The organism is Pseudoalteromonas sp. XI10, from assembly GCF_001469895.1.
Lineage (GTDB): Bacteria > Pseudomonadota > Gammaproteobacteria > Enterobacterales > Alteromonadaceae > Pseudoalteromonas.
Genome location: NZ_LOPY01000061.1, coordinates 217913 through 244036 on the forward strand (window position 1 = coordinate 217913; position 26124 = coordinate 244036).

The following is a 26124-nucleotide window of genomic DNA, read 5'->3' on the forward strand; positions in this document are numbered from 1 at the left end:
CTCTCTAGCCTTCCTTCTCGATCGTAGTCAAGCAATCGCGTAGGATTGAACCGTACTCGTATTTACCTGGACAAACGAAGGTACATAATGCTAAATCTTCTTCATCAAGCTCTAGCGCACCTAACGAAATAGCACCATCAAGATCACGTGCGATTAAATCACGTAATAATAGTGTAGGTAGGATGTCTAAAGGCATAACACGCTCATAGCTACCAATTGGAACCATGGCACGCTTCGAACCACCTGTTGAAGTCGTCATGTTAAATAGACGGCTAGGAGCAAGGTGAGATAAGAAGGTACGTGTTACTGAGAACTTGTTAGCACCTGGTGCGATCCAACCGAATAGCTCTTTTTCGCGACCTTCAAGTAATACAGATACTTGAACATGGTAACGACCTAAGAACGCGTGTGGACCTTGAGAGATAGCGCCTGATAATACAGAACCAGAAATTACACGGTTATCACCGTCTTCTAATTCACCAGCAACTAAATCATCTAAAGATGCACCTAGCTGAGTTTTCACTAAGCGTGGGTTTTTAACACGTGGACCAGCAAGAGAAACAACACGGTCTGTGAAGATTTCACCTGTTAGGAATAAATTACCAAACGCGATTACGTCTTGGTAACCTAAGTGCCAAACCTGCTTGCTTGCAGAAACTGGGTCTAAGTTATGAATGTGTGTACCAACAAGACCTGCCGGATGCTTGCCACCAAACTCATGTACTTCTACTTGAGGGATTGATGAACTAGGCACTTGGCTACCAGCTTGTTTACAAACAAATACTTTGCCGTCAGTCAAACGAGATACCACAGCTAAACCTGCTTCAAATGCTGCAGTGTTTTCAGCAATGATTACTGCAGGATCTGCAGCTAGCGGGTTAGTGTCGATAGCCGTTACAAAGATAGAGCTAGGATTTGCATCCAAAGCAGCTACTCTGCTGAATGGGCGAGCACGTAGTGCTGTCCATTGACCTGACTGAACTAGTACTTCTTTAACTTTTTCACGGTCTAAGCCCGAAAGCTCGTCGGCCTTGAAAGAGTCAAAGGTGATTTGCTCACTGCCATTAACTTCAATAACAACAGATTGCAGCACACGTTTAGCACCACGATTAATTTCTTTAACTACCCCAGAAGCTGGTGCAGTAAATAAGACGCCTGGGTTCTTTTTGTCTTCAAAAAGTACCTGGCCTTTTTTGACTTGGTCATCCACGCGAACATGCATGGTTGGACGCATACCAATATATTCTTCACCTAGCACAGCTACACGTTTGACGGCAGAACCATCGTGAATAACTTGCTGAGGTGCGCCCTCTATCGGTAAATCCAGACCTTTTTTTATGTTGATCATACGCACTTGCATTACATTAACGGAAAGAAACTGAAAAATCGTACCAACCACGTCGCCATTTGATATGCTCAAGTTAAACTCTAAGTATCAAAGAATAGCCTGTTTAACACCCCAAACAAGCAACGCAGTAAACTCCTCACATATATTGCCCGAATTTTAACATCAATCAGGGTGACTATGCGAGAGCAAATATGAAATTTATACGACAGATACGGTTATTTAGACTACAAAAACCTTTTGAATAAAATTCAATATAGACCAAAGTGCTATTGATGATGTTTTATTTTCACCCATAAACAAAAAAGTCGCTTAAAAAAGCGACTTTACAAAATCAAGTTTGTTTAGCGATTAATCGATCAGCTGTGAAATCGCAACATCAGGATTCACATCTTGCTCGTAATCAACACTGTCGATACCAAAACCGAATAAACGTAAAAACTCATTATGGTAACCTACGTAATCCGTTAATTCGTCAATTGTATCTGTATCTACTGTATCCCAAACATGTTGTACACGAGCTTGAACATCATCTTCTAACTCTTTGTAGTTTTGGAATAAATGACCACCTTCGTCAAAACGTGGTGTTTCACCGTAAAGGTTTTCAGTAAATAGTGAGTGAATTTGCTCAATGGTACCTTCGTAAGTCCCGTCTGCTTTCATTACTTTGAATAAAGCAGAGATATATAAAGGCATAATTGGAATTGCCGAGCTTGCTTGTGTCACAACCGCATTTAACGAAGAAACATACGCTTCACCATTTAAGCCTTTTGTAGACTCTTTGATTGCTTGTGTTGCACGGTCCAGATCTTCTTTCGCTTTACCAATTGTCGCATGGCCATAAATTGGCCACGTTAACTCTTTACCGATATAAGTGTAGGCTGTTGTTTTGAAGTTATCAGCTAGCACATCCGCTTCTTTTAATGCGTCAATCCACATTTCCCAATCTTCACCGCCCATTACTTTAATTGTATTGTCGATGTCTTCTTGGCTTGCTGCTTCAACCGTTACTTCATCAATCACACGCTTTGAAGTGTTTAGGTTCTTCGTGGTGATATCTGAGCCAATAGGCTTAAGCGTTGATGAGTAAGTTTCGCCTGTATTTGGATCAGTACGACGAGGTGACGCAAGGCTGTAGATAACTAAATCAATTTTACCTAAATCAGCTTTGATAGTATCAATTGCTTTTTGCTTGATTTCGTTAGAAAACGCATCGCCATTGATATTTTTAGACCATAAACCAGCTTCTTCAGCGGCTGCTTGGAATGCTGCTGTGTTGTACCAACCTGCAGAACCCGTTTTGCGTTCGCTACCTTCTTTTTCAAAGAAAATACCTAACGTTTTAGCACCGCCACCAAATGCAGCCGTGATACGTGATGCTAGGCCGTAACCTGTAGACGCACCAATCACTAATACATTCTTAGGTGCATTGCTCAGTGGTCCTTGCGCTTTCACATAATTAATTTGTTCTTGTACGTGCTCTGCACACCCTACTGGATGCGCGTTAGTGCAGATAAATCCACGAATTTTCGGCTTAATGACCATTGATCATCCTATATCTATCACAATAAAAATTAGCGCTAGTTTAAAGGCTAATAGTTAAAATACAGGTCTGATCAGTAAAACTTTTCAGACCCACTTAAATCTTTCGAGCTTAAAACCCCAAGTGACAAGCAGTCTAGAGTGACTGTCCTTCTAACTTTGAGTGACTGTCCTTCTAACTTTGAGTGACTGTCCTTCTAACTTTGAGTGACTGTCCTTCTAACTTTAGGTGACTGCCCTGCTAATTTAGTCGAACTTTGAGCCACCTAAGCATTTAGGTGATTCAGGTGCCTGTCCATGTTGTTCACTAAACTCTTCTGGAGTAAATGTGTGAATCGCTAATGCATGAATATGGTTTGCCAATTCATCTTTTAATAGCTCATTAATTTGACGATGACGGGCAAGTAAACGTTTACCTGCAAATTCTTCACTCACAACCACCACTTTGAAATGCGACTCAGTTCCACGGCTATGCATATGGCTTTCATTGACAACATTCAGGTGTTTACATTCGATACCCGCAGCGAGCTTTTGCTCAATTTGTTGTTGCATTGACATGTGTCATAGACCTTTAATAAGAAAATAATTGGCAGCTACTATATCAAGGGCATGAGTCATTTTGCCAATGATTTTATATGATTGAACGAAAGGTAAGGTTAATTCGAGGGTGTTTAAGTCTTTGCTGCTTTGGCAAACTATGCTGGTAATCACGCTGGCTAAAACCATTCATGATTAAACAGCTGCCACTTTGCAGCACAATGCTATGTTGTTCATTATTATGTTTGTGCTTTATTTTAAATATCCGTTCGGCCCCTAGTGATACAGAAGCGATTGTTGGTTGCTCCCCAAGTTCTTTCTCATCGTCACTATGCCAGCCCATACAATCATGACCATCTCGATACAAATTAACTAAAAGCGCATTGAATGGTATCTGCAAAGTTCTTGATAAGCGTACACGCATAGCATCAAGTACCTCTGGCCATGGCTCAACGATTAACTGTGAACCCGAGTAACCATAACTTACGTTCTGATCAGCAATAAAGCATTGCAAACGTGGGATCACATGGCTTTTTCCGTACACCTTTATAGTTGGTTGTTGCCATTTGAGCTGCTGCTGAAGATAGTAAAATAATTCGAGGCTTTTTTGTGCGCTCAATGCATTAGCTTGGTAAGAAAACCCACCAGGTAAATGATTAGGGTTGGCGTTTGGCTGTTGCATGTTAGAATTTACCTATACATTAATACATTCGTAAAATCATGATGACCACCCAAGCACAGCTCGGTGATAACACCTATACCCTAGAACGCTTTCCGTTAGATCAAAAGAATCGCAGTCTTCAAGCGTGGGACTCAGGCGATGAGTACCTTGTCAATTATGTACAAGAGCACTATCCAGATGCAAATTCAATCCTGATACTCAATGACAGCTTTGGCGCTTTAGCCTGTGCCTTTAATACGTTAACAGTTTATTCAGTTAACGACTCGTATATTGGTCATCAAGCTACCCGCTATAATTTACAAGCCAATGAGTTATCAACAGATTCTTTAACGCAACTGGACTCATTAGCAGCATTACCTAATCAGGTTGATTTAGTGATATTAAAAGTGCCACGCAATTTAGGCTATCTTCAGCATCAACTTGCCGCAATCAGCGCAGCTTTACCTGCCGACATTGATGTTATTGCAGCTGGAAAGACGAAAGACATTCACAACTCAACTATAAAGGCTTTTAGTCAGTATATCGGTGAAACATCAACCAGCTTAGCGGTTAAAAAGTCCCGCTTAATCATCAGTAAAACCAGCGGCCATAATAAAGTTGCCTCCTTCCCTGTTAACTGGCCACTTGAAGGCAGTGAATTTGAAATACAAAACCATGCTAATGTTTTTTCACGAGATTCACTAGATATTGGCGCGCGCTTTTTCTTTAACTATTTGCCACAAACAAGTAAAGCCCGCAGCATCATTGATTTAGGCTGTGGCAATGGTGTTGTTGGCTTAATGACTTTAAAGCGTTGCCCTAAAGCCCATGTGACCTTCGTTGATGAGTCGTATATGGCCGTTGAATCAGCCAAGTTAAATATCACTCACAATCTACCTGAGCAATTGGAACAGTGTGAGTTTGTCCAAAACGATTGCTTAACCGATTTTCAACCTAATAGTGTTGACCTCGTTTTATGTAATCCGCCATTCCACCAAGCGCAAGCGGTTACTGATCATATTGCTTGGCAAATGTTCAAACAGGCAAAACACACATTAAAGCACGGTGGTGAATTAAGAATTATTGGTAATCGTCATCTAGACTATCATGAAAAGTTAAAACGCATGTTCGGCAATTGTAAGTTGTTAGGGTCTAACAAAAAGTTTGTCGTACTAAGTGCAACAAAGAATAATTAATGGAGCTAACTAAATGAAAAAAATACTTCCTTTATGTGCGGTGCTTGCGCTTGCGGCATGTAGCAACCAACCCAATCAATTAATTTTAAACCCCGTTTATCAAGGCGGCAAAATTTCAAACCTTAGCACTAGCGTTAGTACTAGCGTAATTGATTTACGCGGCGACAACGTGACCCTAAAAATTATTGAATCAGATAAAACTAAAACCCTTGCCAGCCCTGGTATTACTGATTCAGTGAAAAGCGCTCTAGACAGTGCATTAAGCCGTAATGGGGCGAGTATCTCAAACTTGGCGACAACACGCTTTGAATTAGATATTCATAAGCTACAAGCAGTTGTTACTGAAAAGATGATGACTCACACAAGTGACGCAACTATTGAATTAGGCTTAAGAGTAATCAGAAATTCAAGCACTTTCAGCAAGATATACCGTGGTAATGCAAACCTAGAAGGGCCACTCAGCCATGACCGTGCAAAAGTAGAAGGTCAGCTTAATAAGTTGACTGAGCAAATAATTACCCGCATTGTATCTGACCCAGAATTAATCGCCTATTTAGAAGGTTAACTATGAAGCGTATTTTATTACTTAGTTTTATATTGTTTTTTGCTCACAGTTCATTCGCAGCGACTGAGGGTAAATTTATTCAAAAAGATAATATGTTTCCACGCGTAGAAATTGTCACTACGCTTGGCAGTATTGTGGTCGAAATGGACCGTTCACGCGCACCAATAACAGTAAATAACTTTCTAACTTACGTTGCCGACGGTAGCTATCAAGGTAGTGTGTTTCACCGTGTAGAACGTGATGAAGACAACGAACGTGATTTTGTTATTCAAGGCGGTGGTTACGATAAAGACTATGATGGTCTGTACGAAGGTGACCCTATTTTTAATGAAAGTGGCAACGGGTTAAAAAACGATATGTATAGCATCGCAATGGCATATCAAGACCGTAAACCTCACTCAGGTACTCGTCAGTTTTTCTTTAACATGGACGATAACGATCATCTTAATCCTGGTCGCGACTGGGGCTTTGCTGTATTCGGTATGGTCATGGATGGCTATGACACACTAGACAAAATCATGCGTGTCGAAACCGCTTTTAACGAAAAAATCGGTTACAGCTTTGTACCCAAAGATCCTGTTGTTATCTTAAACGTAAAAGTGCTTGACGCTAATCAATAATAAATAGGGGCGCACGCCCCTTAAACTGGCAACACTATGACAAAACCCCTTTCTATTTCAGAGTATTTCTCGTACTTCAAAGATAAACGTTTAATCAATATATTCATCTTTGGTATCAGTAGTGGCTTTCCTTGGGTACTGATTGGCTCCGTCATGTCGGCTTGGCTGAAAGACGAAGGTCTAAGCCGCAGTATGATTGGGTTATTTGGCATCGTGTTTGGTGCGTATAGCATTAACTTTTTATGGTCACCGCTCGTTGACCGTGTAAAGTTACCTGTTTTATTTAACTGGCTAGGCCAGCGCCGTAGCTGGATTTTACTTTGCCAGTCAGTGATTTTTATTGGCACCTTTTCACTTGCAGGGCTCGATATTAAAGCCAACCTCTGGTTTGCTGCCGCGCTGTGTTTAGTTATTGCTATCGCTTCTGCGACTCAAGATATTGCTATTGATGCATTTCGTATCGATACTTTAGCCGAAAACGAAAGCCACAAAGCCACCGCAGCGGCTGCAATGGCCACTTCAGGTTGGTGGAGCGGTTACGCCCTTTTAGGCGCCCTGCCATTTTATATGGCCGACATCCCTTCAATTGATTGGCCGCAAGTATACTTTTTCTTATCTGTGGTAATGTTGCTATTAATGAGCAGCGTATTGTGGGCAAAAGAACCCGAATCAAACCGTGACGCTGTTCAAGCTGAGCTTGAACAAACCTATCAACAAAAGCTGGCTGGTAGTACGCAGACTCGCTTTGCTAAAGTTATTGCATGGCTTGCTGTAACCGTTTTTGACCCTTTCAGAACCTTCTTTGCCCGTAATGGCGTAAAAACAGCATTGGCATTATTGGCCTTTATTTTCTTATTTAAAATCGGTGAAGCCTTTTTAGGGCGAATGTCTATCGTGTTTTATAAAGAAGTGGGCTTTTCAAATAGTGACATAGCGACCTTCTCAAAAGTGGGTACTGCAGTGCTCACCATCGCTTTTACTTTTTTAGGAAGCTTATTCAATCAACGCTATGGCATTGTAAAAGGCTTGTTTATTAGTGGTATTGCGATGGCAGCCTCAAACCTTGCCTTTGCTTGGATTGCGATTGCAGGTCCTAAACTAAGCCTGTACGCGTTTGCTATTATTATTGATGGTTTTACCCAAGCTTGGTCACTCGTTGCCATGGTGGCGTTTATATCAATGTTATGTGATAGAGCATTTAGTGCGACCCACTATGCACTACTTGCTTCATTGGGTAATTTAGGCAGAACCTTACTGTCGAGCTACAGCGGCGTGGTTATTGATGACTGGTTAGGTGGAAACTGGGCGATGTTCTTTGTGCTAACTGCATTGATGGTGATCCCATCACTGGTATTTTTATTCTTAATTCGCCATAAGCTTTATGCGTTAGAAAACAACTATCATCAAAACAATTAACAAATTTGATACGTATGTGATTAGTATGATGAAAATGCAAGGGAGGGGCTTTAAATAGCGCTTCCTTGCACTATTTGTATTACTTTAAAAGCGGCGTTTCGCTTTTAGTAATGAATAATTAAGCGTCTTTAAGCAAGTTAAGACCTTCGTATGGGTCAACTTCTAAAGCATCGCAATAACGCATGAATTCAATTACATCTAAACGACGTTCTTGGTTTTCAATTTTACCAATGAAAGAATGCGGTGTACCTAAAACCTGTGCAAGGCTACGCATTGTGTGACCTTTTTCATGACGCTTAGTTTTAAGCCATTTCGTTAGTTTCGAGTTTTCTTCAGAAGAAACTGTTTTACCCATCATAAAATACATCTCCTACTAGATGATTCAAGTTAATAATTTAAGAGTGAAATTTGCCCGTCTCACTCTTGGACACATTATATACTAATAATTTTCAGTTTGAATGATTAATTATACAAATGTCCACCTTTTAGGTATGGACCTTTTTAGTATACAAGCTTAAGTGTAGCTAAAATTAAAGCATGTGCTCTATAGTTAACTGGTTAACTGTACCAAAAAATTGATCAATTGGAAGTGTAACAAGATGAAAGTATCACTTTAAAATCTGCATATTTATGCTTAAAGTGTATGTAAATACTGAAAAAGGTTAGGAAATGTTTCGTATATTATTTTTGTTGCCAATTGTACTGTGTGTGGCGTGGTACCTATTTTTAAAACAAAATCGTGTACCAATTAAGCAAGGCAAGAAGGGGTTTGTGTATATTTTAATCGCCTCTGCGTTAGTTTTAGGCTTCTTTTTACTGATGATTAAAGTGACCCAACACTAGGGTCACTCATTTTTAATTAATCAGTAACGAAATTACCGATTACCGACGACGATCTCGCAGCATTAACAGGCAAGGCGTAAGTACCAGTGTTAATACAGTAGCAAATGTTAATCCACCCGCAACAGCCGTGGCCAATTGCACCCACCACTGAGTAGATGGCGCACCAAAATCAATATGACGGTTAAATAAATCAATATTCACTTGCAGTACCATCGGCATTAATCCCAAAATGGTGGTCACTGTCGTTAACAATACTGGCCTTAAACGCTGAGCACCAGTTCGTAAAATCGCATCTTTTGCAGCAAGACCTTGGCTACGTAAAACATTATAGGTATCAATCAATACAATATTGTTATTAACCACAATACCTGCAAGCGAGATAACCCCGATGCCTGACATCACGATACCAAACGGTTGCTGTAATACGATTAAGCCTAAGAACACACCCACAGTTGAAAACAGTACGGCACTTAAAATCAAAAATGCTTGATAAAAACTATTAAATTGCGTTACCAAAATGATACCCATCACAAACAGGGCAACTACAAAAGCCTGCTCAAGGAAGGCTTCTGATTCATCTTGATCTTCGGTTTCACCACGCACTTTAATTTTCACGCGCGGATCTAACCCTTGCTCCTCTAGTTGCGCTTGTAAGCGTGGCAACGCTTTAGCAAGTTGTTCACCCGGTTTCATGTCTGCATTGACGGTAACAACGCGCTGAGAATCAACACGGCGAATTGTATCGACCTTAGGAGCTGCTTGACGCTCAACAAAGTGACTAATTGGCACTTGCCCGTGCATAGTTTTTACACGCAGAGTTTCAAGCCGTCCTAAATCTCGCTTGTCATGAGGAAAGCGTACGCGTATATCAATCTCGTCATCAACATCATCAGGGCGATATTCCCCCAGTTTCAAACCATTGGTAATAAGCTGAACATTCGCCCCTAGCATACTGGCATCCGCACCAAAACGAGCCGCATCCGAACGATTCAATTTAAGTTGCCACTCAATACCTGGTTTTGAAGCACTGTCATCAACATTTCGAAACGCGCCATCATTTTCGATAGCTTGCCTTACTCGTTTAGCTTCACTGTTAAGCACATCAACAAATCGAGAGCTCAGCTCAATACTTAGCGCTTTGCCACCACCGGGGCCGTTTTCATCTTTACGAAGTTCAATTTCGACACCAGCATAACTTGCCGTGATTTCGTTAACTTGACTGATTATATCTTCTGCAGGTGGACGCTCATCCCAGTCTTTTAGATTCATTCTAAACGTGCCTACCTGATCTTTACCGCCAGTACGGGCATACAAGGTTTTAATACCCTCCACTTTTAAAATGCGTGACTCGATGTCTTTCATGATCACGTCTTTTTCAAAAATAGATAAGTCACTGTAAGAGCGTACTTTGATATTGACGCCATTTGGCTCAACATCAGGAAAGAACTCAACCCCTAGCTTAGAGACAGCAAATGCAAAGAACACTAAAGTAGAGAATACGATTGCAGCAGCAAGGCTCCACCAAGGGCGCTCTGTTGCATAATCAAGCACTCGAATATAACGCCCAAGCATTCCTTTAATTTGTGTTAAGTCACCTGACTCAGCTAACTCTAAATCATGTTTTTGCTGCTCAGAAAGCGGCCTTGATTTTCCTATTAATCCACCAATGGTTGGCACAAAAACCAATGCCATAAGTAATGACGCAGTCAAGGTGGCAATAAGCGTAATCGGCAAGTATTTCATAAACTCGCCCATCATTCCCGGCCAAAATATTAGCGGCGCAAAGGCTGCTAATGTCGTTGCCGTAGAAGCGATGATTGGCCACGCCATTCGCTCAGCAGCTAGTTTATAAGCAGCCTTGCGCGGTTTGCCTTCACTCATTGCTCTGTCAGCAAACTCACTAACAACGATTGCACCGTCCACCAGCATACCGACAGCCATGATGAGTGCAAAAAGCACCACGATATTCACCGTTAAACCAAACACAGAGATCACTAAAATCCCGGTTAAGAATGAGCCTGGAATGGCAATACCTACTAAGAAGGCGGTGCGCGCGCCAAGTACCGCCACAATAACGATAACTACCAACAATACAGCAGACAGCACATTATTTTGCAGATCAGAAAGCATCATCTTCACGTCTTTTGACATGTCGCCGGTGTAATCTACTCGTATATGCTCAGGCCAAATTTTCTTGGCCTCATTAACCACTTTTTTAACTTGATCGACCGTATCAATGATATTTTCGCCAGCACGTTTTTTCACTTCCAGCGAAACCGCATGGCGGCCATTAATACGTGCGATTGAGGTTGGGTCTTTATATGCTCGGCGAATTTTTGCTACGTCCATAAAACGCACCACCCTATCGCCAACAACTTTCACAGGCTGCTCCATCACATCCTGAATCGTCTCAAATACCGACGGAATTTTTACAGCAAAGCGGCCTTTACCAGTATCAAGGGTACCGGCAGCGACTAAGCGGTTGTTATTTGATAGCAGTTGAATAATGTCATTCGGTTCAAGGCCATAAGAAATCATCGCCAATGGATCGACCTCAATTTCGACCATATCCTCGCGGTCACCACCTACATCGACTTCTAATACGCTAGAAATGCTTTCTAGGTCATCTTTAAGATTACGGGCAAGGGTTAGTAAACCACGCTCGGGCGCATCACCTGACAAGGTTAATGTAATTGTTGGCTGCTGATCTTCCATCAAGATTTCATGAACTTCTGGTTCTTCTGATTCAGAAGGCAGCTTTGCCTTAGCTAAACTAACTTTATCTCGTACATCTGCTAAGGCTTCTTTGGGATCCATACCCGCGATAAACTCAAGGGTCACAGAGGCATGCCCTTCACTAGCTACCGCTGACATTTCTTTTACCCCTTCAATTGAGCGAAGCTCAATCTCCATCGGCCTAACTAATAGCCGCTCAGCATCTTCAGGGGAAATACCATCATGAATGATGGAGACATAAATAAAGGGAATGGTGACATCGGGGTTCGCTTCTTTAGGGATGGTTTGATATGTCACCCACCCCGAGATCAGCAACAAGATGAAAATAGATAAAACTGTACGCGTGTGAGTCAACGACGCTTCGATTAAGTTTTTCATACTTAGTTGCTCGTTGCTTCAGTAAACACAGGCTCAACTTTGTCACCGGCACGCACAAAACCTTGACCAAGGGTAATAACATTCGCTTGATTGCCTAGACCCCAAAGCCAAACGCCCTGCTCGGTACTTTTAGCTAGATTTACCGACTTAAACTCTACAATATTGTCGTCATTCACGACTTTTACGCCGATATTACCTTGCTCATCTAGGGCCATGAAAGCCGGGCTCAATAACATGGCTGGCTCAGTTGGCAACTCAATATTAAGCTGAGTCGAAAAACCTGCTTTATATTTCATACCTGGGTTTTCAAATGCCGCTTCGATGCGAAATGTATTGGTGCTGTCATCAGCAACAGATGCAATATAACGAATTCGACCCGGATAGGTTTTGTCATTTAGCACATGAGCAAAAGTAGCTTGCCCAACTTCTAAGCCCTGCACTTCTTTTTGAGTCGCATCAGCTCTGACAATTAACGGATCTAAATCAGCAAGCTGCAAAATTGGGTCGCCTATGCCAACATAATCACCAATTTCGACTAAACGCTTGTTGATAACGCCATCAAAAGCAGCACGTACTTCAGTGCGCTCTAGCTTTAATTCAAGGCTTACCAAGGTTGCTTTTGCTTGTTGCAACATGGCTTGTGCTTGCATGGTCAATACTTTGTTTTGTAAACCTTGCTGATTAAGTTTAAGCGCGCCTTCGTATTCAGTTTGATACTGTGCAACTAATGCTTCTGCTGATGTGATTTGGGCGGCTAAATCAGATTTATCGAGACGTAAAATAACCTGATCTTGTTTTACAAACTGACCTTCTTCAACCAAAATTTCGAGTACTTGCCCTGCTTGCCTAGCGCTAATGTTTGCGATTTTGTCAGGCTCAGATTTTCCATAAAAAGTTAGGTTTTTATTAATATTCTTAGCGACCAACGGCATTACTTGCACTTTAGGCAAGCGCTCTTGAACTTGCTCATCACTTTGCAGTGCTTTTTGATCTGCTTTGCTATCCCCAGATAGCATCCACAGTACAATCACCAAAACAATGGCGATAGCTAAAATATAGGGTTTCTTTTCTATTGTTGTAGTTATATTTGGCAACGCAAAATTCCTTCTAATAATGCGTAAAATTTAGCAGAGGCAAGATATTATGAGAAATTAAGGCAATAAAAAAGCCACATAAAGTGGCTTTTTTAAATAATTCGTTAAACGCTGAAGCTGGCTCCGCAACCACAGGTTGTTGTTGCATTCGGGTTATTAACAAAAAAGCGTGCGCCTTCAAGCCCTTCAGTATAGTCAACGGTACCATCGACCAAGTACTGAATACTCATAGGGTCGATAACAAGCGTTACACCATTTTTAACAATTTCTAAATCGCCAGGGTTAGCTTTTTCATCAAAAGTAAAACCATATTGGAAACCTGAGCAACCACCACCTGTTACATAAACACGTAGTTTAAGATCTGGATTCTCTTCTTCTTCGATTAACTGTTTAACACGAACAGCTGCTGCATCGCTGAACTTGATTGGCAACTCATCTGACATACCAAAACCCTCAAAACCTATATTGGCCGCAATTATCTAATACCCGAGTGTTTTAATCAAGTATCACCAGAAGAGCATCTCAATTATGGTGAGGGCAACTGGCTAAGCTATTCGCCTTGGACTAAAGTTAATTTGTACTACATTTGGGCTGGCATGAGTTTGCACTGAGGGAAGATAATTGTGATAGAGCATTTCAAGCTGCATTTTATAACTGATAATTTAAGCAGTGCGCAGGTCATTCCAGCTGAATACGATTTACTCCTTGTTTTTGCTTCAATCCTCACAGCCGTATTTGCTTCGTATATCTCATTTTTATTATCTGCTCGTATCAAACACTCTTATCTAAAAAATGAAAGTCAGATATGGACCATCATGGCTTCGTGTTTTTTAGGTATAGGTATTTGGGGTATGCACTTTGTAGGTATGCTTGCTTATACCTTACCCATCCCTATTGAATACAACATTAGCATTACTTTGATATCAATATTGCCAAGTGTGTTTGCCAGTTACATCGTACTCTCACCAGCACTACAAACCAACAAAGGGCTACTTTTTAGAAGTGTGTTAATGGGTGCTGGCATTGGCTCGATGCATTTTGTTGGCATGATGGCGATGGTGATGCCCGCAAAAATGGCTTATGAGCCTTGGTTGTTCTCTTTATCTATTATCGTCGCTATTGTGCTGTCAGGTATCGCATTAAAAATTAATGATTTTCGACTTGCTAAAGGGGTTCATCAAACACGGATGAACTTGGTTGTGGCCTTGATAATGGGCAGTGCAATTTCGGGAATGCATTACATTGGCATGATTTCGATGTCGGTTTTTGAAACTGAATACACCACCTATGTTACAACCCACGACTACTCGACGTTAGCACAACTTATTATTTTTATTCTGGTGGCACTAAGTCTGATTGTACTAGGTGCTGTTGAGCTCAGAGCAAGGAGCTTATTATCAGCAAAACTGAAAGCAGTGCTTAATACCGTACAAGATGTGGTTATTAGCTTTAATAATGAAGGGAAAATTGAATTTGCAAACCCGGCTGTTAACCAAGTTTTTGGCTATCACCCGCATGATTTAATAGGCAAACATATTCGTACCCTGATCCCTGAAAGATCGTTAGAACTTGATGAAATCCTCAGGGATTCACAGCTTAGTAAAAAAACAGCGGGTAAAAGTAGCAGTCGGCTCTTAAAAGGACAACGAGCGAATAAAAAACGATTTCCTATTACATTAACAATCAGCTCAATTGGTAAAAAAGAGTCAGGTCCTTATGTGGCGACAATAAAAGATCTCTCTGATATTCGAAACCAAGAAGCCTTTACACAAACTATTTTCGATAATTTACCCATCATGTTGTTTGTAAAAGAAGCTGAGCATTTAACATTTAGCCATGTAAATAAAGCGGGTGAGCAACTACTAGGTAAAAATAAAGACCAACTAATCGGTTTAAATGACTTTGATATTTTCAGTAATGAACAAGCAGTCAGTTTCGTGCAAACCGATCGCGATGTATTGAAAAGTGATGACACTCTAACTATAGAGGAAAAGCCGGTTACTATTGATGACAATACTCATTATTTAAGAACACGGAAACTCACAATTAAAGACAGTAATGGTAAAGCGCAATATTTATTGGACGTTTCTGAAGATGTTACTGAATTAAAACAAGCAAAAACCGAGCTTGAAAGCTTACACCAACGCATGTCTATGGCTGCAGATGCGGCCCATATTGGTATTTGGGAGTGGAATTTTGACACTAATGAACTGATCTGGGATGACTGGATGCATACCTTATTTGAAATTCCAAAATCAGAATTTAAAGGGGACTATTCAGCATGGGCTAATAGCTTACACCCAGATGAATATGAAGGCGTGACCAACAAGCTAAAACTCGCAATTTTAAATGGCGAAGAGTTTCACGCAGAATTTCAGATTGTTCTGCCCTCAGGCAAAACCCGCTATATCAATGCAGATGGACGAATATACGGCAACCGGATGATTGGTGTTAATTTCGATATCACAAAACGCGTCATGGCAGAGAAGAAAATTAGGCAATTAGCACAAACAGATTACCTTACTGGTTTAGCAAATCGTAGCGCGCTTGAGCGATTCATCAAGCAAGAATTTGCCCGTGTTGAGCGCACAGGCTCTAAGGTAGGTTGCCTTTATTTTGATCTTGATAAGTTTAAGCCGATTAACGACACCCATGGCCATGCGATGGGAGATAAAGTACTGATAGAAGTTGCCAAACGCTTACAAGACACCGCTCGCAAAACCGATTGTGCTGCACGCATTGGTGGTGATGAGTTTGTAGTTATTGTTACCGACATAGAAAACCAAGTACAAATAAACCGTGCACTATCACGATTGATCTGTGCGATTAAGGCGCCGATAAAATCAGAGTATGGTGACTTGCTCGTTGAGGCGAGTGTTGGCTTTGCATTATATCCTGACGATGCGCAATCATTTGACGAATTACTTAGCATGGCCGATAAGCGTATGTATGACCAAAAACATCACTGCTTTAGTTGTAATGTTATGAACTGCAAATAAGCAAATTAATAATGCTAAAAACTCTAATTTAGACGTATACTTATTAAACAATTAATAATGATTCTTTTTCCATGCTTACTCGCTTTTATTATTTTATGGTACTTGTTTTTAGCTCGCTTGCAGCTGCTGATAGCACGTACCAAGAAACATGGAAAATCACCTCTTTAGAAGCCCCGCCGTATGCAAGTAGTACAATGGAAAATGGCGGTGATGCTATTGCATTACTAAGAGACAGGCTTGCCAAAAAATCAATAGACCTCGAAGTTGAATATTTACCTTGGCAAGATGCAATAAAAAAAGCCCAGTTAACCGGCTACCTGGGTTATTACCCTGCTTGGCCATCTGAAATGATGCCCGGCTTTGTAGCTTCACCCACTATTTTAAATTCTCAATTAGCTGTCATTACCACTCAGTCTAATCCACAAGATTTTGAAAATCTTGAACAGCTTTTTAATGAGCACAAAGTTGGCGTTGTTGAGCCTTATATTTACCCGGGTGTGGTCGAAAAAGTGATTCAATCCTATGCTGGCAGCATTGTGCAAACAGCAAACGATGAAGAGCTATTCCACTTAATGCAAACTAAGCAGATTAATTTTGCGATTACTGCGCCAAAAGTACTTAACTATTTTGCTGAGCAACAAAACCTACCTGAGCCGAAAATAGTAACTCAGTTTACCGACTCCCCATTAGTGATTGGCATACGCAATGACGCTGAAAACAAAGCTAAAATAGCCTTACTCAATGATTTATTTACTGGCGCAATTCCATCTGCAACAAATTACTCTCGGCCAAAAAAGCTGTTGTTAACCTATATAGATATTCCGCGTGTAGCGCCATTCAAAGCGTTAATGAGTGATGTTTATAATGATTTAAATATCAAAGTCCAGATGCAAGCAACACCATCTCGAAGAGGCGTATTGTTATTAAATGCAGGCATCGTTGACGGCGATATTGTGCGCTCACAAAGTAATATGCGTAAATTCGAGAATATTATTGTCGTAGAACCTAGCCTTGGCGTTATTAACTTAGTGCTTCTATGTCGAAAATCGCTGCCATGCGATAGAGATAATTTATACAACCCAAACAACCGAATTATGAGCTCGATTGGTGATATAGAAATACTTAATGAGTTTGATATTAAAGCAGAAGTCATTCATAACGAAGACTTGAGCCATACGCTTACTATGCTAAAAAAAGGTCGTGTCGATTATGCACTTTATCCTGCGCTCAATAACGATATAGCTACCTTTAAAAAAGATTTTTCTGTAATTGTACTAAGGCAAATGGCTATCAACACGGTTATTCATAAAAAACATGCCCCGTTGGTAGATGAAATATCCAAAGCCATTACAGCTCGCTTACCTGAATTAACTCAGCGAATTAATAACTACAGCAAAGATTAGCTAGATTTACCCAAAATGCAGATAAAATTATAAAATCCCAACGACTAAGTGAATTTGATTTGCTAAACTGCGGCTCAAAAGTGCTGTGAGGAAATATGCATGTGGCTTGAGAGACTAAGACGTCGCCTAGCAAAGCCTAAAACATCTGTGCAATTGTGCTTACTTGGTGTAAGTGCAGGGTTAATTGCGGCAGTGTTAATCATACTTTTTCGCCTCACAATCATGTTTTTTCAAAGCTTATTTTTAGATAAGCCCGATGACTTCACCACTTTACCAACCTATGAGCGGATGATACTGCCTGTGGGTGCGGCCCTATTAATCGCCTTATTCGCCGCCCTAACAGGCTTTAAGCATTATCGTCTTGGTATCCCATTTGTAATTCACCGCATTAAAAAACATTATGGTCAAATGCCGCTTTACAACACGGTAAACCAATTTGTCGGTGGTGCATTAGCCCTGATCAGTGGTTTTTCGGTCGGTCGAGAAGGTCCATCAGTACATATGGGTGCAACAGGTGCAAGCTTACTGGCCGATAAATTACACCTTCCACATAATGCAATGCGTACCCTCACCGGTTGTGGTGTTGCAGCTGGTATTGCTGCCTCATTTAACACCCCACTTGCAGCCGTTATCTTTGTCATGGAGGTGGTGCTGAGGGAGTATAAGGTGCATATTTTCGTACCAATTATGCTCGCTGCGGTTACCGGGGCATTAGCCACACAATTTGTATTTGGTGACGCTTCTGAGCTTGCGCTTATTACTATGAATCCATTAAGTGGTTGGCATTACCCATTTTTAATCATTTTTGGTATGGCACTTGGCGCTGTTGCCTATGCATTTAACCAAAACTTGATGCTTATAATCCGTACTTTTAAACCACTAAGTATGTTCCCTCGTCTATTACTAGCAGGATTAATAGCAGGCTTAATTGCTTATATGGTTCCTCATGCGATGGGCTCAGGTATGAGTGCTATCACTATTGCCATTGAATCACCAGATGATGTGCAGTTTTTAACAACCATCTTGATTGCCAAATTACTCGCCACTTTATTTGCCATTGGTTTAGGTATTCCAGGTGGGATCATCGGCCCTGTTATTGGGCTTGGGGTATTAATGGGCACCTTAATGGCCTTTTTCGCGCAGTTTATTAGTCCGGGTGTTGATATCACAGGTACCTATAGCATGCTTGGCATGGCGGGGTTATTGGCTGCAACATTACACGCACCACTGGCTGCGCTTACTACGGTTATGGAGTTAACCTCAAGTCCTGAGATTATTGTGCCAGCCATGCTGGTGATCTCAACGGCTTATGTAACGGCACTGCAGTTTTTTGGTAACCGCTCTATTTTTATGCAACAACTCGATTTCCAAGGGCTTGAGTATCAAATATCACCTGCTACCGAAGCATTACAAAAAGTAGGTGTGATGGATGAAATGGATGAGCAGTTCAAGCTGCTTTACAGTGACGACAAACAACAAATTAAAGAGTCGCTCGATGCCCTTGATAGCCAAACCCCGCTGATTGTTCATGATGAAGAGAATGGCTATCGTCTTGCTGAATATGATTTAAGCCTGATGTCTGATCAAGAAAGTAATATCAAATATGTCAGCCTTGCCGGCCTTAGTAGCCAAGCAACTTTAGCCGATGCTTTTGACTTATTAAAAGATAAACGCAGCGGTGCTGTGTATATTTACAACCTGCTTGATAACCAACAGATTATGGGCCTTTTGCGTTGGGACCAAATCAGACATATCCTTACCATACGCAACAGTTTGTTATAACAATTAAAATGGATGCTTAAATGAGTGCGCTATTAGTTTATAAAACCTTCCACGTATTTTTTATGATTGCTTGGTTTGCCGGTATTTTTTACCTGCCACGTCTTTTTGTTTACCACGCAATGAGTGAAGAAAAAGCCTGCAACTCAATGCTGAAAGTAATGGAACGCCGCTTACTGTTTTTTGTGACGCCGTTTGCCGTTTTAACATTGGTGTTTGGTGTACTGACCATTTTTGAATATGGTCGAGACTGGTTTAGATACAGCATGTGGCTGCACTACAAACTGGTGTTAGTGATTATTCTTTATATCTACCACGGCTATTGCTTCAAACTACTGGCTGACTTTAAGCATGACCGCAATACACGTAGCGATCGCTTTTACCGTATTTTTAATGAAGTTCCGGTACTCATCCTTTTAGCTATAGTGGCACTAGCAATTATTAAACCTAACTTATAATTTGCTGCTGTGAACGCTAAAAATTTGCTATAGTATTGCGCAAATTTATGCGGCCTCCCATACCGAGTGCCAGCGCCCTATAAATGTGATTAGGAACAAACCCCATGCTAAGTTTCCAAGGTGAAAATATCCTGTCGGTCAATCAGCTTGATCGAGATTGTATTGAACGTATTTTTGCAGTTGCTAAGAAAATGGAGCCTTATGCTAAAAAGCAAAAGCGCACCAATGTTTTAGAGGGCGCAATTTTAGCGAACTTGTTCTTTGAACCAAGCACGCGTACTCGCGTAAGTTTTGGTACAGCATTTAACTTACTAGGTGGTTTGGTTCGTGAAACAACGGGCATGCAAAGCTCTGCGCTTGCAAAAGGTGAATCTTTGTATGATACCGCACGCGTGATCTCAGCGTATGCAGATGCAGTCGCAATGCGCCACCCTGACGCAGGCTCTGTTGCTGAGTTTGCCACAGGCTGTGATGTACCAGTAATCAATGGCGGTGATGGCTCAAATGAACACCCAACACAAGCCCTACTTGACTTACTCACGATTGAACGTGAGCTAGGTCGTTTCAACCAAAGCATCGACGGTATGCACATTGCCCTAGTAGGTGATTTAAAATACGGCCGTACTGTGCACTCTTTATCTAAATTACTTTGTCATTATAAAGACGTTAAGTTCTCAATGGTGGCACCTGATGGCTTACAAATGCCAGACTACATTTTAGATGCTGTTGATAACGCAGGTCATAAAATTCAAGTAGTCGATAAGATGGAAGGCAACTTGGCCGCCGATATTGTTTATCAAACCCGTATCCAAGAAGAGCGCTTCCCTTCTCAAGAAGAAGCTAACAAATACCGTGGTGGTTTCCGTATCAGCCAGGCAATTTACAACGCACACTGTAAGCCTAACTCAGTACTGATGCATCCACTTCCTCGTGATAGCCGTTTAGAAGCAAACGAGCTAGATAACGATTTAAATAGCAACGACAACCTAGCGATTTTCCGCCAAGTACAAAATGGCGTGTTAATTCGCATGGCGTTGTTTGCTCTAACCTTAGATGTTGCCGACAAAGTTGAGCAATATGAAGTCGACGTGCCTTGGTTTAGCCGTAAACGTAATAGCTAACTTGCTTCGTTTTGGGCTCTTTGAGCCCTTGCAAACCAACTCATTTAACGTGACAACCCAATAGGACTATTCATGACAATTAGCCAAGATCTTTTTAATCGCGCGCAAGAATCAATTCCAGGCGGTGTTAACTCACCAGTTCGTGCCTTCAATGGCGTTGGCGGTACTCCTTTATTCATCACTAAAGCAGAAGGTCCTTTTACCTTTGATGCTGATGGTAACCGTTATATCGATTACGTTGGTTCATGGGGACCAATGATCATGGGTCACAACCACCCAGCTATTAAACAAGCGGTATTAGAAGCCGTTGAAAATGGCTTAAGCTATGGTGCGCCAACCGAAACTGAAATTTTAATGGCCGAAAAAGTAAAAGAGCTAGTACCATCAATCGAAAAAGTACGTATGGTAAGCTCAGGTACTGAAGCAACCATGAGTGCAATTCGCTTAGCACGTGGTTTCACTGGCCGTGACAAAATCTTAAAGTTTGAAGGCTGTTACCACGGTCATGCCGACTCACTTCTAGTAAAAGCAGGCTCAGGTGCGCTGACTATGGGTGTACCTAACTCGCCAGGTATTCCTGAAGATTTTGCTAAGCACACCTTAACTGTGTCGTTTAACAACCTTGATGAAGTAAAAGCAATTTTCTCAAAATACGCTGACGAAATCGCTTGTATCATCGTTGAACCAGTTGCTGGCAACATGAACTGTATTCCACCTGTATCTGGCTTCTTAGAAGGTTTACGTGAGGTGTGTGATGAATACAAATCTGTACTTATTTTTGATGAAGTAATGACAGGTTTCCGTGTTGCTTTAGGCGGCGCACAAGCTTACTACAACATCAAGCCAGACCTAACTTGTTTAGGTAAAGTGATCGGTGGCGGTATGCCAGTGGGTGCATTTGGTGGTAAGAAAGAAATCATGGATTACATCGCACCTGTTGGCCCAGTTTATCAAGCGGGTACATTATCAGGTAACCCAATTGCCATGGCAGCCGGCTTAAAATCTTTAGAGCTATTAAGTGCTGAAGGCCTGCATGATGAGCTTGAAGCAAAGAGCAAAGCAATTTGTGAAGGCTTTGAAGCCGCTGCGAAAAAAGCAGGCATTGCACTTACAACAAACTACGCAGGTGGTATGTACGGTTTCTTCTTTACTGATAAAGAAAAAGTAACTAGCTACCAACAAGCGACTGAGTGTGATTTAGAGCGCTTCAAAAAGTTCTTCCACTTAATGCTAGAAGAAGGTGTTTACCTAGCTCCTTCGGCATTTGAAGCTGGCTTTGTGTGCGCTGAGCACTCTGAAAAAGAGATCAACGACACCATTGCAGCAGCAGAGCGCGCATTCGCGAAGCTTTAATAAGCGTTAAGCAAGTTAATAAAAAGCCCCAGCATTTTTCAATGCTGGGGCTTTTTTTATTCTTTGCCAATTCGTTTATTTAAGTATTAATGCGAGTTGGTGTTATTAATCTCTAACGCAAGTTGGTCTGGGCTCAAACTCACTGGCACGAATGGGAAGCTGCACCACTTTGCCGCAACCAGGAGGCGCTTGCAGACCGGTTTCTTCATTAATAAAGGCCCAGCGAATAGAAGCAGGACGAGTGTCTGCTATGGCTTCAGGGTTGAGTGGTTTAAGGTAGCGAATGTAGGCCTCTAATGCGCCAACACTGCCCGTTAACCCCGTGCTCTTATTATCGTCACGACCAATCCATGCAACAGTCACCGTGTTTTGATCAAAACCTGCAAACCAGCTATCGCGTAAATCATTACTAGTGCCTGTTTTACCTGCAAGCTGAATTGATGGGAAGTGGGCGTTTAAACGCTTTGCTGTACCATCTTTTGTCACGCGCTTCATTGCGTACTTAGTCATGTAAATTGATGCATCATCAAAACGCTTTTGTGAACTGACATCATGTTTATAAAGCACCTTACCTACTGAGTCAGTCAGTGCTGAAATAGACGTTAATTCGCGGTACTGACCATCAGCAGCAAGGGTTGTATAAAGCTGCGCTACCTCAAAGCTTGAAAGCTCAAGTGCACCTAAAAGTAATGACGGGTATTGATCAATACGCCCTTCTACACCTAAACGCTTTAAGGTATCAGCTACTTTATCAACTCCAACATCAAGGCCAGTGTTAACCGCAGGAATATTAATACTGTTACTAAATGCTTTGTATAGTGGCATAGGGCCGCGGAACTGCTTGTCGAAGTTCTCTGGTTGCCAAACTTTCCCCTGCTCATTAGTCACTTGTAGCGGTGAGTCATCCACCAATGTGGCAACATTAAACTGACCACTTTCAAATGCTGTTAAATAAACGGCAGGCTTAACAAGTGAGCCAATATTACGTTTGGTATCAAGCACACGGTTAAAACCAAAATAACGTACGTCACGGCCTGCAACCAACGCCGACACCCCACCCTTTTCAACGTTAACGGAGATCATCGCTGCTTCAAGCTCTTCTGTTTTAGGGCGTCTTTCTAGATAAGGTAGACTTGCCTCAATCGACTCTTCCATGGCCGTTTGCTTTTGTAAGTCAAAATAGGTGAATACACGCACCCCGGCATCTAACACTTGCTGATCAGGTAGTAGGCGCTTTAATTCTCGGTTAACTAATTCTAAGTAACCTGGATATGACTTTTGCAGACTGTCTTTCATTGGTGCAATATCAATTGGACGTTTTAATGCTGCACGATATTCACGGGTATCAATCAATTTATTTTCAACCATTAAGCGAAGTACTAGATCACGACGCTCCATTGCGCGCTCACTATAACGGCGTGGGTTGTAATATGAAGGACCTTTAACCATAGCCACTAATAGCGCAATTTGGTCGTATTCAAGCTCATCCACAGGCTTTGAAAAATAAAACTCAGCGGCAAGACCCATACCGTGAACGCCTTGATTGTAAGACTGACCTAAATACACTTCATTGAGGTAAGCTTCTAAAATGTCATCTTTGCTGTAGCGGTAATCTAATATCAGAGCGATAAGCGCTTCATTAAACTTACGCACCAGCGAACGCTCACGGGTAAGGTATATATTCTTTGCTAATTGCTGAGTTAAGGTACTGCCCCCTTGCACTGTACGTCCGGCTTTAATATTGCTGTATAAAGCGCGCATAATTGACCACACCGATACGCCATGGTGTTGATAGAAATTACGATCTTCAACCACCAGTAAAGTGTCTTTTAGCATCGGCGGAAATTTATCTAGCGGCACAAACTCGCGGTCTTGTTTTGAATCATTACCAATGCGAGCTATTTGAACCGGCTCTAATCGAGCGCTGTTTAAACGTCGGCCAAACTTATCTTTGATGGTTGCTAATTTCTGCCCTGAAAAACGCAGCTCAATCACTTTTGAGTCTTCAAGGCCGTCATAAAATTCAAATTCACGGCGGTACACTTTAATACTGTTAGCTGATTTAACATACTGACCTGTTCGGCTTAGCTTATTTACAGATGAGTAATTTAAACGGTTTAACTCCCAAATAACCTCTTGCTGAGACAAATACTGCCCAGGATAAAAGCTCATTGCACGAGCATACACTTGTGCAGGTAACTGCCATTTATTGCCTTCAAATTGGCGAGTAATTTTTGCATCTAAATAAATTAGATACAGCACCATGGCAACAATCACAGCAAGTGAAAGCTTCCAAAAAATTGACCAAAGTTTTCTTAATACACTAGCTTTAGCTGGCCCTTGAGGTGCGCGTGAGCGCTTAGCGGTAGTTTTTTTTGATGTCGCCTTCGGTTTACTAGACGATTTTTTTGCAGGAGTTTTTTTATCAGCCATTGAGTTCGCTATTGGTCAGTTAATTTTACAGGATTACGACTTGAACCGCGCAATATTAACACCTGTAAAATTAACAGTCACTTAAACTCGTTTAGCGTGTACACAACCAGAGTGAGTGGATCACAGCAGGTATAAAGAAGATAAAGCATAGAATAATGTTAATCACTAAGTCTTTACCTGCGCCCGCTTTTAAAAATACCGCAACAGGCGGTAAAAACAGCGAAATAATTATAAGCAAGAGTTTGTTATCCATCGTTTTTCCTTGTTAGAAATGAACATTAAGCATAGTCAAAAAATAGCGATTTCGCCTATCAGAAAAGACTTATTTAAACGCAAAAAAGCCCTACCTAAGTAGAGCTTTGATTTGAACACACAATGATATTGTTATGGGCGTGCTATTTGCACGCACCAAGATTAGTTACTGCGAACTGATACAAACTCAGGGTAAGCATCAATACCACAGTCATGTTGATCCATACCGTTTAGTTCTTCTTCTTCGGTAACACGGATACCCATGGTATTTTTCAGGATTGCCCATACGATTGATGACGCGATGAACACAAATCCTAAGATACATACTAAGCCAATTAATTGATTAACAAAGGTTGCATCAGAGTTTGAAAGTGGTACTAACATGATACCTAATGCACCACACACACCATGTACAGAGATAGCACCTACAGGGTCATCGATTTTCGCTTTATCAAGAGCAACGATGCTAAATACAACCAGTGAACCACCTAATAGACCAAGTAAACAAGCAAGTAATGGCGTTGGAGATGCAGGCTCTGCAGTAATCGTTACTAGACCTGCTAGTGCACCATTAAGAACCATAGTTAAATCAGCTTTACCCCATAACACTTTACATACGAATAGTGCTGCGATTGCGCCACACGCTGCTGCTGCGTTAGTATTTAAGAAGATTTTACCAACTGCTGTTGCGTTTTCAGCGTCAGAAACAAGTAGCTGTGAACCACCGTTAAAGCCGAACCAACCCATCCAAAGGATTAATGTACCTAAAGTTGCTAACGGTAAGTTAGAACCAGGAATTGGGTAGATTTCACCATTTTTACCGTATTTCCCCTTACGAGCACCAAGGAAAAGCACACCAGCTAGCGCTGCCGCAGCACCTGCACCGTGAACGATTGCAGAACCAGCGAAGTCAACAAAGCCCATTTCAGATAAGAAACCTGCGCCCCAAGTCCAGTAACCTTCGATTGGGTAGATGAAACCAGTTAAAACAACAGTGAAAATTAAGAATGCCCATAACTTCATACGCTCAGCAACCGCACCAGATACGATTGACATAGCTGTTGCAACGAACACAACTTGGAAGAAGAAATCAGACTCTAAAGAGTGATCCGCATCAGCAGCTTGAGTGCCGATTAATGCGCCAAATGAAGGGATGAAACCACCTTCTGCGTTATCAACATACATGATGTTGTAACCCACTAATAAGAACATAGTGCAGGCAATAGAAAATAGTGCAACGTTTTTAGTTAGGATTTCTGTTGTATTTTTTGCACGAACTAAACCTGCTTCAAGCATAGCGAAACCAGCCGCCATCCACATTACTAAAACACCCGACATTAAAAAGTAAAAAGTGTCGAGTGAGAACTTCAACTCTACGATAGTGTTTTCCATA

The 26124-nt window shown here is 41.4% G+C and carries 22 protein-coding genes; 11 read left to right on the forward strand and 11 right to left on the reverse strand.

Annotated elements, in window-relative coordinates; translation table 11 throughout:
- Nucleotides 1–4: 4 nt before the first annotated feature.
- The 4 genes from AUR67_RS19655 to AUR67_RS19670 all read right to left on the reverse strand — a co-directional run bounded on the left by AUR67_RS19655 (nucleotide 5) and on the right by AUR67_RS19670 (nucleotide 4106).
- A complete protein-coding gene (locus AUR67_RS19655) occupies nucleotides 5–1348 on the reverse strand; it encodes a Na(+)-translocating NADH-quinone reductase subunit A (RefSeq protein ID WP_058586535.1) in 1344 nt (447 codons plus the stop codon).
- 348 nt (nucleotides 1349–1696) lie between these two features.
- The gene (gene fabV, locus AUR67_RS19660) at nucleotides 1697–2890 is read right to left on the reverse strand and encodes an enoyl-ACP reductase FabV (protein WP_058586502.1); all 1194 of its coding nucleotides are present in this window, start codon (nucleotides 2888–2890) and stop codon (nucleotides 1697–1699) included.
- 243 nt (nucleotides 2891–3133) lie between these two features.
- Nucleotides 3134–3445, reverse strand: a complete 312-nt coding sequence (locus tag AUR67_RS19665) for a BolA family protein (RefSeq protein WP_054554277.1) — start codon at nucleotides 3443–3445, stop codon at nucleotides 3134–3136.
- A gap of 73 nt (nucleotides 3446–3518) precedes the next feature.
- A complete protein-coding gene (locus AUR67_RS19670) occupies nucleotides 3519–4106 on the reverse strand; it encodes an alpha-ketoglutarate-dependent dioxygenase AlkB family protein (protein WP_058586503.1) in 588 nt (195 codons plus the stop codon).
- 41 nt (nucleotides 4107–4147) lie between these two features.
- Between AUR67_RS19670 and AUR67_RS19675 the strand changes: the two genes are divergently transcribed.
- The 4 genes from AUR67_RS19675 to AUR67_RS19690 are packed head-to-tail and all read left to right on the forward strand — an operon-like array spanning nucleotide 4148 to nucleotide 7882.
- Nucleotides 4148–5281 carry a methyltransferase gene (locus AUR67_RS19675; protein ID WP_058586536.1) on the forward strand — a complete coding sequence of 378 codons (1134 nt, stop codon included), beginning with the start codon at nucleotides 4148–4150 and terminating at the stop codon, nucleotides 5279–5281.
- Between the two features lie 13 nt (nucleotides 5282–5294).
- A complete protein-coding gene (locus AUR67_RS19680; RefSeq protein ID WP_054562307.1) occupies nucleotides 5295–5846 on the forward strand; it encodes a YajG family lipoprotein in 552 nt (183 codons plus the stop codon).
- Between the two features lie 2 nt (nucleotides 5847–5848).
- The gene (locus AUR67_RS19685; RefSeq protein ID WP_054562308.1) at nucleotides 5849–6466 is read left to right on the forward strand and encodes a peptidylprolyl isomerase; all 618 of its coding nucleotides are present in this window, start codon (nucleotides 5849–5851) and stop codon (nucleotides 6464–6466) included.
- 36 nt (nucleotides 6467–6502) lie between these two features.
- Complete coding sequence (locus AUR67_RS19690; RefSeq protein WP_054562309.1) at nucleotides 6503–7882, forward strand: AmpG family muropeptide MFS transporter; 1380 nt, start codon at nucleotides 6503–6505, stop codon at nucleotides 7880–7882.
- A gap of 118 nt (nucleotides 7883–8000) precedes the next feature.
- On the opposite strand, the gene AUR67_RS19695 is transcribed toward AUR67_RS19690, so the two are convergent.
- Nucleotides 8001–8240, reverse strand: a complete 240-nt coding sequence (locus AUR67_RS19695) for a helix-turn-helix domain-containing protein (RefSeq protein ID WP_054562310.1) — start codon at nucleotides 8238–8240, stop codon at nucleotides 8001–8003.
- A 311-nt stretch (nucleotides 8241–8551) separates the two neighbouring features.
- On the opposite strand from AUR67_RS19695, the gene AUR67_RS21310 reads away from it, so the two are divergent.
- Nucleotides 8552–8725, forward strand: a complete 174-nt coding sequence (locus tag AUR67_RS21310; RefSeq protein WP_165385093.1) for a hypothetical protein — start codon at nucleotides 8552–8554, stop codon at nucleotides 8723–8725.
- A 39-nt stretch (nucleotides 8726–8764) separates the two neighbouring features.
- On the opposite strand, the gene AUR67_RS19700 is transcribed toward AUR67_RS21310, so the two are convergent.
- The 3 genes from AUR67_RS19700 to erpA all read right to left on the reverse strand — a co-directional run bounded on the left by AUR67_RS19700 (nucleotide 8765) and on the right by erpA (nucleotide 13376).
- Complete coding sequence (locus AUR67_RS19700; protein ID WP_058586504.1) at nucleotides 8765–11839, reverse strand: efflux RND transporter permease subunit; 3075 nt, start codon at nucleotides 11837–11839, stop codon at nucleotides 8765–8767.
- A gap of 2 nt (nucleotides 11840–11841) precedes the next feature.
- Nucleotides 11842–12933, reverse strand: a complete 1092-nt coding sequence (locus AUR67_RS19705; protein WP_058586505.1) for an efflux RND transporter periplasmic adaptor subunit — start codon at nucleotides 12931–12933, stop codon at nucleotides 11842–11844.
- 104 nt (nucleotides 12934–13037) lie between these two features.
- A complete protein-coding gene (gene erpA / locus AUR67_RS19710; RefSeq protein WP_054562313.1) occupies nucleotides 13038–13376 on the reverse strand; it encodes an iron-sulfur cluster insertion protein ErpA in 339 nt (112 codons plus the stop codon).
- A gap of 180 nt (nucleotides 13377–13556) precedes the next feature.
- Here erpA and AUR67_RS19715 point away from each other — a divergent pair, with 180 nt between their 5' ends.
- The 6 genes from AUR67_RS19715 (at nucleotide 13557) to hemL (ending at nucleotide 22046) form a co-directional block, all read left to right on the forward strand.
- Nucleotides 13557–15932, forward strand: coding sequence for a diguanylate cyclase domain-containing protein (locus AUR67_RS19715; RefSeq protein WP_058586506.1), 2376 nt, complete (start codon nucleotides 13557–13559; stop codon nucleotides 15930–15932).
- 95 nt (nucleotides 15933–16027) lie between these two features.
- Nucleotides 16028–17335 carry a transporter substrate-binding domain-containing protein gene (locus AUR67_RS19720; protein WP_161936947.1) on the forward strand — a complete coding sequence of 436 codons (1308 nt, stop codon included), beginning with the start codon at nucleotides 16028–16030 and terminating at the stop codon, nucleotides 17333–17335.
- A gap of 99 nt (nucleotides 17336–17434) precedes the next feature.
- Nucleotides 17435–19117 carry a chloride channel protein gene (locus AUR67_RS19725; protein WP_058586508.1) on the forward strand — a complete coding sequence of 561 codons (1683 nt, stop codon included), beginning with the start codon at nucleotides 17435–17437 and terminating at the stop codon, nucleotides 19115–19117.
- A gap of 20 nt (nucleotides 19118–19137) precedes the next feature.
- A complete protein-coding gene (locus AUR67_RS19730) occupies nucleotides 19138–19572 on the forward strand; it encodes a CopD family protein (protein WP_058586509.1) in 435 nt (144 codons plus the stop codon).
- 104 nt (nucleotides 19573–19676) lie between these two features.
- Nucleotides 19677–20693 (forward strand): aspartate carbamoyltransferase, encoded by a 1017-nt coding sequence (locus AUR67_RS19735; RefSeq protein WP_055197864.1) that lies wholly within the window; start codon nucleotides 19677–19679, stop codon nucleotides 20691–20693.
- 72 nt (nucleotides 20694–20765) lie between these two features.
- Complete coding sequence (gene hemL, locus AUR67_RS19740; protein WP_058586510.1) at nucleotides 20766–22046, forward strand: glutamate-1-semialdehyde 2,1-aminomutase; 1281 nt, start codon at nucleotides 20766–20768, stop codon at nucleotides 22044–22046.
- Between the two features lie 105 nt (nucleotides 22047–22151).
- Here the strand turns inward: hemL and mrcB are convergent, their stop codons facing one another.
- From mrcB to AUR67_RS19750, 3 genes are all read right to left on the reverse strand, one after another.
- On the reverse strand, nucleotides 22152–24479 hold the full coding sequence (gene mrcB, locus AUR67_RS19745) for a penicillin-binding protein 1B (protein ID WP_058586511.1): 2328 nt from the start codon (nucleotides 24477–24479) through the stop codon (nucleotides 22152–22154).
- 91 nt (nucleotides 24480–24570) lie between these two features.
- The gene (locus tag AUR67_RS20970) at nucleotides 24571–24732 is read right to left on the reverse strand and encodes a YqaE/Pmp3 family membrane protein (RefSeq protein WP_082401591.1); all 162 of its coding nucleotides are present in this window, start codon (nucleotides 24730–24732) and stop codon (nucleotides 24571–24573) included.
- A gap of 161 nt (nucleotides 24733–24893) precedes the next feature.
- A complete protein-coding gene (locus AUR67_RS19750; protein ID WP_054562321.1) occupies nucleotides 24894–26123 on the reverse strand; it encodes an ammonium transporter in 1230 nt (409 codons plus the stop codon).
- Between the last annotated feature and the right edge of the window lies 1 nt (nucleotide 26124).

What these genes read in the sequence shown, in the direction of transcription:
- AUR67_RS19695 (WP_054562310.1), bottom strand. Translation starts at nt 8,240, where the DNA reads ATGATGGGTAAAACAGTTTCTTCTGAAGAAAACTCGAAACTAACGAAA.
- AUR67_RS19725 (WP_058586508.1), top strand. Translation starts at nt 17,435, where the DNA reads ATGTGGCTTGAGAGACTAAGACGTCGCCTAGCAAAGCCTAAAACATCT.
- AUR67_RS19685 (WP_054562308.1), top strand. Translation starts at nt 5,849, where the DNA reads ATGAAGCGTATTTTATTACTTAGTTTTATATTGTTTTTTGCTCACAGT.
- AUR67_RS19735 (WP_055197864.1), top strand. Translation starts at nt 19,677, where the DNA reads ATGCTAAGTTTCCAAGGTGAAAATATCCTGTCGGTCAATCAGCTTGAT.
- AUR67_RS19670 (WP_058586503.1), bottom strand. Translation starts at nt 4,106, where the DNA reads ATGCAACAGCCAAACGCCAACCCTAATCATTTACCTGGTGGGTTTTCT.
- AUR67_RS19690 (WP_054562309.1), top strand. Translation starts at nt 6,503, where the DNA reads ATGACAAAACCCCTTTCTATTTCAGAGTATTTCTCGTACTTCAAAGAT.
- AUR67_RS19665 (WP_054554277.1), bottom strand. Translation starts at nt 3,445, where the DNA reads ATGTCAATGCAACAACAAATTGAGCAAAAGCTCGCTGCGGGTATCGAA.
- AUR67_RS19700 (WP_058586504.1), bottom strand. Translation starts at nt 11,839, where the DNA reads ATGAAAAACTTAATCGAAGCGTCGTTGACTCACACGCGTACAGTTTTA.
- AUR67_RS19730 (WP_058586509.1), top strand. Translation starts at nt 19,138, where the DNA reads ATGAGTGCGCTATTAGTTTATAAAACCTTCCACGTATTTTTTATGATT.
- hemL (WP_058586510.1), top strand. Translation starts at nt 20,766, where the DNA reads ATGACAATTAGCCAAGATCTTTTTAATCGCGCGCAAGAATCAATTCCA.
- fabV (WP_058586502.1), bottom strand. Translation starts at nt 2,890, where the DNA reads ATGGTCATTAAGCCGAAAATTCGTGGATTTATCTGCACTAACGCGCAT.
- AUR67_RS20970 (WP_082401591.1), bottom strand. Translation starts at nt 24,732, where the DNA reads ATGGATAACAAACTCTTGCTTATAATTATTTCGCTGTTTTTACCGCCT.
- AUR67_RS19680 (WP_054562307.1), top strand. Translation starts at nt 5,295, where the DNA reads ATGAAAAAAATACTTCCTTTATGTGCGGTGCTTGCGCTTGCGGCATGT.
- AUR67_RS19750 (WP_054562321.1), bottom strand. Translation starts at nt 26,123, where the DNA reads ATGGAAAACACTATCGTAGAGTTGAAGTTCTCACTCGACACTTTTTAC.
- erpA (WP_054562313.1), bottom strand. Translation starts at nt 13,376, where the DNA reads ATGTCAGATGAGTTGCCAATCAAGTTCAGCGATGCAGCAGCTGTTCGT.
- AUR67_RS19720 (WP_161936947.1), top strand. Translation starts at nt 16,028, where the DNA reads ATGGTACTTGTTTTTAGCTCGCTTGCAGCTGCTGATAGCACGTACCAA.
- AUR67_RS19655 (WP_058586535.1), bottom strand. Translation starts at nt 1,348, where the DNA reads ATGATCAACATAAAAAAAGGTCTGGATTTACCGATAGAGGGCGCACCT.
- AUR67_RS21310 (WP_165385093.1), top strand. Translation starts at nt 8,552, where the DNA reads ATGTTTCGTATATTATTTTTGTTGCCAATTGTACTGTGTGTGGCGTGG.
- mrcB (WP_058586511.1), bottom strand. Translation starts at nt 24,479, where the DNA reads ATGGCTGATAAAAAAACTCCTGCAAAAAAATCGTCTAGTAAACCGAAG.
- AUR67_RS19675 (WP_058586536.1), top strand. Translation starts at nt 4,148, where the DNA reads ATGACCACCCAAGCACAGCTCGGTGATAACACCTATACCCTAGAACGC.